The 7,454-nt window shown below is 69.7% G+C and carries 7 protein-coding genes; 3 read left to right on the top strand and 4 right to left on the bottom strand.

What is annotated here, in order from left to right:
• Positions 1 to 54: 54 nt before the first annotated feature.
• Positions 55 to 537, top strand: a complete 483-nt coding sequence (locus tag AB0J09_RS50095; protein WP_360708220.1) for a YcaO-like family protein — start codon at positions 55 to 57, stop codon at positions 535 to 537.
• A gap of 27 nt (positions 538 to 564) precedes the next feature.
• Positions 565 to 2,682 carry an NACHT domain-containing protein gene (locus AB0J09_RS50100; RefSeq protein WP_360708222.1) on the top strand — a complete coding sequence of 706 codons (2,118 nt, stop codon included), beginning with the start codon at positions 565 to 567 and terminating at the stop codon, positions 2,680 to 2,682.
• A gap of 35 nt (positions 2,683 to 2,717) precedes the next feature.
• Here the strand turns inward: AB0J09_RS50100 and AB0J09_RS50105 are convergent, their stop codons facing one another.
• From AB0J09_RS50105 to AB0J09_RS50115, 3 genes are all read right to left on the bottom strand, one after another.
• Positions 2,718 to 2,999: a protealysin inhibitor emfourin gene (locus tag AB0J09_RS50105; protein ID WP_360708225.1), complete on the bottom strand. Its 282-nt coding sequence runs from the start codon at positions 2,997 to 2,999 to the stop codon at positions 2,718 to 2,720.
• A gap of 64 nt (positions 3,000 to 3,063) precedes the next feature.
• Positions 3,064 to 4,533, bottom strand: a complete 1,470-nt coding sequence (locus AB0J09_RS50110; RefSeq protein WP_360708228.1) for a hypothetical protein — start codon at positions 4,531 to 4,533, stop codon at positions 3,064 to 3,066.
• A gap of 245 nt (positions 4,534 to 4,778) precedes the next feature.
• Positions 4,779 to 5,648: a phosphotransferase gene (locus AB0J09_RS50115; RefSeq protein WP_360708231.1), complete on the bottom strand. Its 870-nt coding sequence runs from the start codon at positions 5,646 to 5,648 to the stop codon at positions 4,779 to 4,781.
• A 261-nt stretch (positions 5,649 to 5,909) separates the two neighbouring features.
• On the opposite strand from AB0J09_RS50115, the gene AB0J09_RS50120 reads away from it, so the two are divergent.
• A complete protein-coding gene (locus AB0J09_RS50120) occupies positions 5,910 to 6,776 on the top strand; it encodes an LLM class flavin-dependent oxidoreductase (RefSeq protein WP_360708234.1) in 867 nt (288 codons plus the stop codon).
• Positions 6,777 to 6,786: 10 nt separating this feature from the next.
• Here the strand turns inward: AB0J09_RS50120 and AB0J09_RS50125 are convergent, their stop codons facing one another.
• The gene (locus AB0J09_RS50125; protein WP_360708238.1) at positions 6,787 to 7,140 is read right to left on the bottom strand and encodes a DUF1330 domain-containing protein; all 354 of its coding nucleotides are present in this window, start codon (positions 7,138 to 7,140) and stop codon (positions 6,787 to 6,789) included.
• Positions 7,141 to 7,454 lie beyond the last annotated feature (314 nt).

Consider the following 7,454-nt stretch of genomic DNA (forward strand, 5'->3'; position numbering starts at 1 on the left):
GGTCCAATTCCTCGACGAGGACCGCTCCTGCAGGTAGAGGTCTCGTTTCACGGCGTGAGGGATCCGCCATGCTCGGTCGCGGCTTGTCCATGCCCGGCCTACGCCGCGTGGCGCGCCCTCACCGAACTCGTCCAGATCACCCTCGGCGAACGCCTCCCCCACCGGGGAGTTCCGGCGCGCGGCGATCTGGCCGGGTTGACGGCGCACCCAGCCCTGCACGAGTGCGGGCGGTTCGATCTCACCGGCCCCCTGCGCGAGGCGCGCGTGGTCCCCTTCCCGCGGGCAGCCGAGCCGGTCGGACCTCCCGGCGGCCAGTTGCGGAAGGTGGCCGCGATGCTGGCCGCGCGGGGCCACACGGCCTACCACCGTACGGTGTACGCCCTCCCTGGCGGGGTGACCGCCGTACATGTGATCGTGCCGGGCCTGGAGCGGTTCATGCTGGTCACCGGCGGCAACCTCGTCCTGCCCGGCCGGAGGGGTCAGGACGCCGCGACCGGCCGGGCAGGCGCCTGCCCCTCGCTTCGGAGCGTTTCCTGATCGATGTCGCCTGACTGGAGGTTCCGCATGTCCGCACGACCCTGGCAGCAGACTCGAAAAGCGAAGATGTCGGTGGTGGTAGGCCTTCTGCTGCTGGCCCTGGCCACCGCGATTCTCATCGCGGCCCCGCAAGTGCAAGGGGGCCCGGGAGTATCGATCGGAATCGCCCAGGTCGTGGCGACGGCGCTCAGCGTGATGGCGCTGGGCAATGGCCTGGTCCAGTTCCTGTCCTGGTGGCGTAAGCGCGGGGCGCCGGCGTCGGCGCCGACGTCCGCCGACATCGGCACCGCTAAGGACATCCTCTCCGGTCTGGTGACCCAGCAGTGGCGCGACGAGACGATCCTGCGCTCGCTGTGCGATCCCGAACCCATGCCGCTGCCCTGGCGCTCGACCGCGCGCCGTGAGCTCTCCGACCATCCCGAGATCATCGCCAAGGGCACGGTGGCCTTCCCCGGCCTGGACGTGCACATCGCGGACATGGCGCGCGGCTTCCGCGCCCTGCGCAGCCGCCGGCTGGTCATCCTGGGGGCTCCGGGCACCGGGAAGACCACCCTGGCCGTGCAGTTGGTGCTCGAGCTGCTGCGTACGCGCTCGCCGGAGGAGCCCGTCCCGGTGCTGCTGTCGGCCGGGCGCTGGGACGACCGGGTGCATCCGCGGCTGCAGGACTGGGTGGCCGCGAGCCTGGCGATGGACTATCCCGCGCTGCGCGCGGAGGCCCTCGGCGCGGACATCCCGGAGACGCTCGTGGCCCGCGGCGAGGTGCTGCCTGTCATCGACGGGCTGGACGAGCTGCCCGACCGCGTCCGCGCTGACATGCTCGCCGCGCTGAACCGGTCGATGTGCGAGACCGACCAGCTCATCCTCACCTGCCGCACAGCGCAGTTCGCCGAGTCCATCCAGGAGATCGGCGACGTCCTCACGGCGGCGGCGGTCATCGAGCCGCAGCCCATGTCCCCGGTCGCGGCGGCCGACTACCTGCAGGCATGCCTTCCCCCTGTGCCCCACCCCGTCTGGCCCCACGTCCTGGAGGCGCTGCGCGCGGGCACCGCCCCTGCTCTTTCGCAGGTCACCTCGACGTCTCTGGGGCTCTGGCTGGTCCGCGCGACCTATATCGCGCCGCGGGTGGATCCGACGCCGCTGCTGGAACTCGGGCGCGGCAGCGCGGCCGAGCTGCACGACCATCTGTACGACCGGCTCATCCCCGCCCTGGTGACTGCACGACCGCCCGCCGCCGGCCCGGCCCAGCCCTTCCGGCCACAACACGCATGGACCCCGGAGCAGGTCGACAACTGGCTCACGTACCTGTCCCGGCAGCTCACGCGCCGCGCGGAGGACCCGCGCGACATGGCGTGGTGGCATCTGGCCCGCTACGCGCCCAGCCGCCCGGTCCGGGTGTGGGCCGCCATCGCGATCGGGATCGTGGTCGCGCTGGCCTTCACGTTGCTGACACACGAGCCCCTCGCCGGGGCGACGATCGGTCTGGTGGCCGCGCTCGCGGTCGTGATCCTGATCGGTTCCTGGTTCACCGAGTCGCCGGGGCACGCCGACTTCCAGCTCCGCGGCAGGCTCCTGGACCTCTTCCGCGTCCTCAGGGACGGACTGATCGTCGGGGCACTGGGGGCTCTCATCGGCTTCCTCATGGCCAACCCGATGGGAGTCGGCTTGGAGGGCGCGAGGAACATCGCCCTGTTGTCCGGCATCGGGTTCGTCATGGTGCTCAGCCTGATCCGCTGGGTCGAGCGCCCCACCCCGGCCGCGACCGCGAGATCCCCGCGCTCGACCTGGCAGGCCGACAGGAACCTGACCGCCATCCGGATCGTCAGCGGGCTCGTGGTCGGGCTCATGGCCGGGGCGATCGGACTGCAGGCCAGGCTGCCCTTGAGCGTGGCGATCGTGGGCGGGCTACTGCTGGGCCTGCTGTTCGGGCTCATGCTGGGCAGCCACCACGCCTGGCTGGCCTACAAGCTGACGGTCCCCCGCCTGGCCACCAAGGGGAGGCTGCCCCTGCGGGCCATGGACTTCCTGGACGACGCCCACCGCCTGGGCCTGCTGCGCACCGAGGGGCCGTACTACCAGTTCCGGCACATCGAGCTGCAGCAGCATCTCGCACGTGAGCGGGCCGTCTCACCGAAAGGAGGCGCCTGACCTGCGGTTGCCGGGTCAGGCGCCTCGCAGAGGGGTCAAATGGGCTGCCGGAGCAGTACGGTCAGCGGCCCCGCCAGGCTTGGCGAAGGCTCGTCGGGCACCGTGTAGACCTTCCCCGGGCCGTCACCGACGGTGATCCGGTAGGTCATCAGGTCGGCGCCCACCTCGCTGGGCTCTCGGGCCGAGGCGGCCTCGATCGCCGTCAGCGCGTCGTACACCTTGGCGGCCTCCTTCTCAGGGAGGTCGTCGGTGTCGTACGCGGCGACGGTCTGCTCGATGCCGGCGAAGCCGCCGGCTCTTTCGATCTTCACACGCATGTCTGACTCCCCTGCCCGATCAGGCCCACGTGGGGCACGGTACGGCGAGGTGCTCGCCGGGCGGTTACTTGAAGGCCTTCTTGAGCACGCCCAGCTCCGCGGCCAGGATGTCGTCGTCACCCAGGTTGCCCTTGGTCGTCAGCTTGTTCTTGTCGATGACCTGGAACTCGGGCAGCTGCATGGTGCCACAGCACATCGACCGGTTCTGCACGGCGCGCAGGCTGGCGGAAGCTGCGTCGGCGGGCTTCACGCTGGTGATGTCCTTCGCGGTCTTGCCGTCGCCGGTGTAGTCGGCGTTCATGAGGTCCATCTCGCCGGAGAGCATCTCGGCGAACGGCGTGGGCGAGGTCACCACCTCACGGAAGGCGAACCGGTTGCGGATGAAGGTCCGGTAGATGATGGGATCGCCCTGCGCGGCCGAGATCTGCAGCATCTGGTTGACGACGTCGGTGTAGGTGGCCCCGGTCGCCGGCGCCTTCACGATGGCGTCGAACAGCAGCTTGCACAGGTGGTCCGCGACCTCGATGAGGATCATGGTGGGGCTCTTGATCTTGTCCTGCGTGGTGCGTTCGTGCGCGTAGATGTCGGCGAGCACGTCGTAGATGCCGCCGGTGAACACCTGCGAGATCGCGTGCACCTCGTTGCTGACCTGGCTCAGCTTGAGGTCGTTGTCGGCGTTGCGCAGCCCGAACGGCATGCCGAGCGCCTGCCCGAACTGCTCGGCCAGGGCCGACAGGAAAGATTTGGCGTGCAGGTTGGCCTTGGTGAGCGCGACGAGCGCCTCGGCCAAGTCCGGCATCGACAGCGCCAGGAAGATGGCGGTCAGGTCGCCGAACGACTCGTGCAGGCCACCTGTCTGCGGCGGGTTCTCCGCGCTGAGCCAGCCGGGCTTGAGGCCGTCGAGGATCGCGTGCCCGGTCTCGTGGGCCACGATGTCGAGCGAGCGGCAGGTGAAGACCTCCTGCGAGGTGCCGGTCGGGGCGAAGAAGAGGAACTTCAGCGCCTTGGCCGTCCTGCTGTAGTACGCGTTGGCGCCGGCTCCGGCGCGCGGGAAGACGGTGAGCCGGTCGAGGTTGCCGCCGGTGTTCCACGCGAACGGAAGGGGAGTGCCACCGTTGTGGCGCTGGTACATCGTCATCGTCTCCCGGACGACCGCGTACGTGTGCGCGCAGTCGAACTCCGGTGAGTTGGGGACGAAGATGAAGTCGCCGTTGATGTTGCGTGCCACGGGGGTGGTGCCGGTCAGTTCGGTGATGATGCGGGCGTCGGTGGGCCCGTTGAGCACCGGGCTGGGGATGAAGATCGCCCTGACGCCCAGCTCGGCGACGGTGGGATCCTGCTTGTAGACGAGAATCCGGGGTCCGACGATCGGTGGGACCGGAATCGGGATCGGGGCCGGGAGCGGGCTCGGCATGGGCGCCGCTTCCATCGTGAAGGGTGGCTGGAGCAGGTGCTTCGTGGACTCGGCCACGGCCGCTCCTGTGACTTCACGGTATTCAGGGACGATCTTCTCCCCGACTTCCTGAATAATCATCGTATTTTCTCTTCCGACGCCTTTAATGAAAATTGAAGCCTGCCGATAATCTCGGCCGCGCTTCTCGAAGCTTCCCCAGCGTCGGATAAGCACTCGCACACGGGATCTCAAAGGTTCGGCCAGGCCTCACCAGGGCCGAGGCCGCGCGGCCCGGCGAGATCGGCATCGATACCCGGCGGCCTCTTTTGGCAGCGGCGCGCTATTTTGCCATTCGATATTGTTCGACCGCGCGGCTCCGACGCGATTCACGCCTGGAGTGAAGGCTGGTCCCCGTCGGCATGCTCCTCCAGCCACGCGACGATGTGCTCCACGTAGCTCTCGACGCGCGTCAGCGGCTTGCCACCCAGTTCGAGGACCGCGACGAGATGGTCGACGCCGAAGGTCCTTTCCCAGACGCGGGCGCGCCGGTAGGTCTCGCCGCCGACGGCCCGGCGTAGGTTGTCCCAGCCGTGCCATCCCATGAAGGCGGCGTCGATCGCCGGGTCGAACAGGTGGGCCCGGTCCCAGTCGAGGACGCCGGCCAACGTGCCGTCCTCAGCCCAGTGGACGTTGTTCCCGACGAGATCGCCGTGGACGAGGCAGTCGGGGACCGGTTCAAGGGCCAGCGCCTCCTCCAGGCGCCGGCGGCCCTCGTCGCGCCACTTCCCGGGGAAACGGGGGATGACCTCGCCGGCCAGAATGCCGGCCCAGCTGTTGACGCACTCGTGCTCGCGCGGCGTGGCCAGCAGGGCCCGCATCTCAGACGTCACGGGAAGCTCCCGCAAGGCCCGGAGCAGCTCCGCGATCTTCGCCGGGTCACCCTGGCCCTCGGGCAGTCCGGCGCCGTCGATCCACGACACGGCGACGGCCGCGCGCTCCCCGAACATCGTCACCGGCGTCAGCGGCTCAGGCACCGCGAACGGCAGCCCGGAAGCCCCGATCACCCGCAGCAGTTCGGTACGGCGCGGCAGGGCCTCGGCCCCCGACGGGCGCCGGCTGACCCGCACGGCCGCGACACCGGGCAGCAGAACGACGTCGTGCATCCCGCCTCGGGCGAGCCGTGCCCCGTCGAGCGGGATGCCGGGCATGAGCGCCTCGGCGATCTCCAACAGGTCAGCAGGTACGCGCTCGCTCATATGTTGGCCACTTCCTACGGCTCGGACGCGGGGGTGCCCCGTGCCATGCGGCCATGGCGTCGGGATTCGGGTTCGATCCTAGACATCGCGCCGGCGCCTGCCGACCAGAGCGGCCGGGCGGTCATTTATCGCCCATGAGCGTTTCGTTCAGGACTCGGCCGCGCCTGTCCGGTTAGGTTGACCTGCATGAACGCAAACCCGAGCGGCCCGCGCCGCCGTCGGTGACGCCGTCGTACGGATCAGACAATCTCAGGGGGAAGGTTGCGGATCGGGATCGGACTGCCGTCCGGCGTACCAGGGGCGGACGGCAGGTCCATCGGGCCGTGGGCGACGGAGAGCGAGCATCGCGGCTTCCGATCGCTGGGCGCGTTCGACCGGCTGGTGTACGACAACCTGGATCCGCTGGTGGCGCTGGCCGCCGCGGCGGGCCGTACCGAACGCATCGAGCTGGTGACCACCGTGCTCAACGCCGGTTACCGCAGCAACCCCGTCGTCCTGGCCAAGCAGATCACCTCGCTCGAACGGGTCTCCGGAGGGCGGCTGACCGTGGGGCTCGGTATGGGCGGCTGGGCGGAGGACTACGCGGTCAGCGACGTGCCGATGACCGGACGGGGCGCGGCGCTCGAGACCACCCTCGCCACGATGCGCACCATGTGGCGAGGCGAGATGACCGGACCCGCCGGCCCGATCCCCGCACTGCCCCCGGGCCGCCCGCAACTCCTGCTCGCCGGGTTCGTGCCCGCCGCCTTCACCCGGGCCGCCACCCTGTCCGACGGCTGGGTCGCGCCGGCCTTCGGGCTGCAGATCCTGAAAAAGGGGGTAGACGCCGTACGCCGGGAGTGGGCGAAGGCCGGACGCCAGGGACGACCGCGGATCGTCGTGGAGCGCTACTTCTGCCTGGGGCCCGGCGCGCCGGAGACCGCCGACGCGTACATCGCGCGCTACTACGGCGACCTGTACCCCCAGGTCCGTCACGACGTCGTGACGGGCACCGACCGTCTGAGCACGGAGATCGACCGCCTCGCCGAGGTGGGAGCCGACGATCTGGTGCTGCTGCCCTGCTCGAGAGGTTTCGAGCAGATCGGCCTGCTGTCCGATGCCCTGGACGAGGTGGGCCGGAAGCCTTGAGCCCGCCGGCTCAGGCCCCGTTGACGTCCATCGCACGCATCTTGGCCGCCATCGCCGCCGAGTCGTGGTCCGGCCCGACCCCGTCGACCAGCACCAGATCACCGGGAATGTGGTCCGCACGCAGCCTCAGGATGTCCTGGTAGGCAGGGGAGTCGTACCACTCGCGGGCCTGCTCGATCGACGGGAAACGGATAATCACCAGGGCGCCGGGCCATTCGCCCTCGCGCACCTCCACCGGCGCCCCGTGCACCACGAACAGTCCGCCGAACGGGTCCAGGGTGGCCTGGATGCGCTCCAAATACTCGTACACCTCCTCGTGCGGCTTCGCCTGGGGACGCAGGTGGGCGAGGGCGTAGGCGGTCATGGTTTCTCCTTCGTCAGCGGGCCACCCGTCCGTGGGCCTCGATGACCATGCTGCCGTCCTGACGTAATCCCGTCGATTACCTGAGAGGTAGCGGAAGACCGTTCATGCGACCTCGCTGTCGACGGCGAGTGCGGTGCCGAGGGCCCGGTATCGCCGGAGCCGCCTGGCCAGCAGAGCAGGACGGTGGGCATGCGCCATCGCGAGGAGTTCGCGCTCCAGCTCGCGTCCCACGCGCTGGCAGAACTCTCACATGCACACGCCGGTGCAGGAACTCGTGGCGGCAGGCCGCTCGCGCCGCCGCCGCAGGACCGCGG

The sequence above is a fragment of the Nonomuraea sp. NPDC049784 genome, assembly GCF_040659615.1.
In the GTDB taxonomy this organism is placed as follows: domain Bacteria; phylum Actinomycetota; class Actinomycetes; order Streptosporangiales; family Streptosporangiaceae; genus Nonomuraea.

Coding starts and splice junctions, on each gene's coding strand:
- AB0J09_RS50115 (WP_360708231.1), bottom strand. CDS start 5,648: ATGAGCGAGCGCGTACCTGCTGACCTGTTGGAGATCGCCGAGGCGCTC.
- AB0J09_RS50110 (WP_360708228.1), bottom strand. CDS start 4,533: ATGATTATTCAGGAAGTCGGGGAGAAGATCGTCCCTGAATACCGTGAA.
- AB0J09_RS50125 (WP_360708238.1), bottom strand. CDS start 7,140: ATGACCGCCTACGCCCTCGCCCACCTGCGTCCCCAGGCGAAGCCGCAC.
- AB0J09_RS50100 (WP_360708222.1), top strand. CDS start 565: ATGTCCGCACGACCCTGGCAGCAGACTCGAAAAGCGAAGATGTCGGTG.
- AB0J09_RS50105 (WP_360708225.1), bottom strand. CDS start 2,999: ATGCGTGTGAAGATCGAAAGAGCCGGCGGCTTCGCCGGCATCGAGCAG.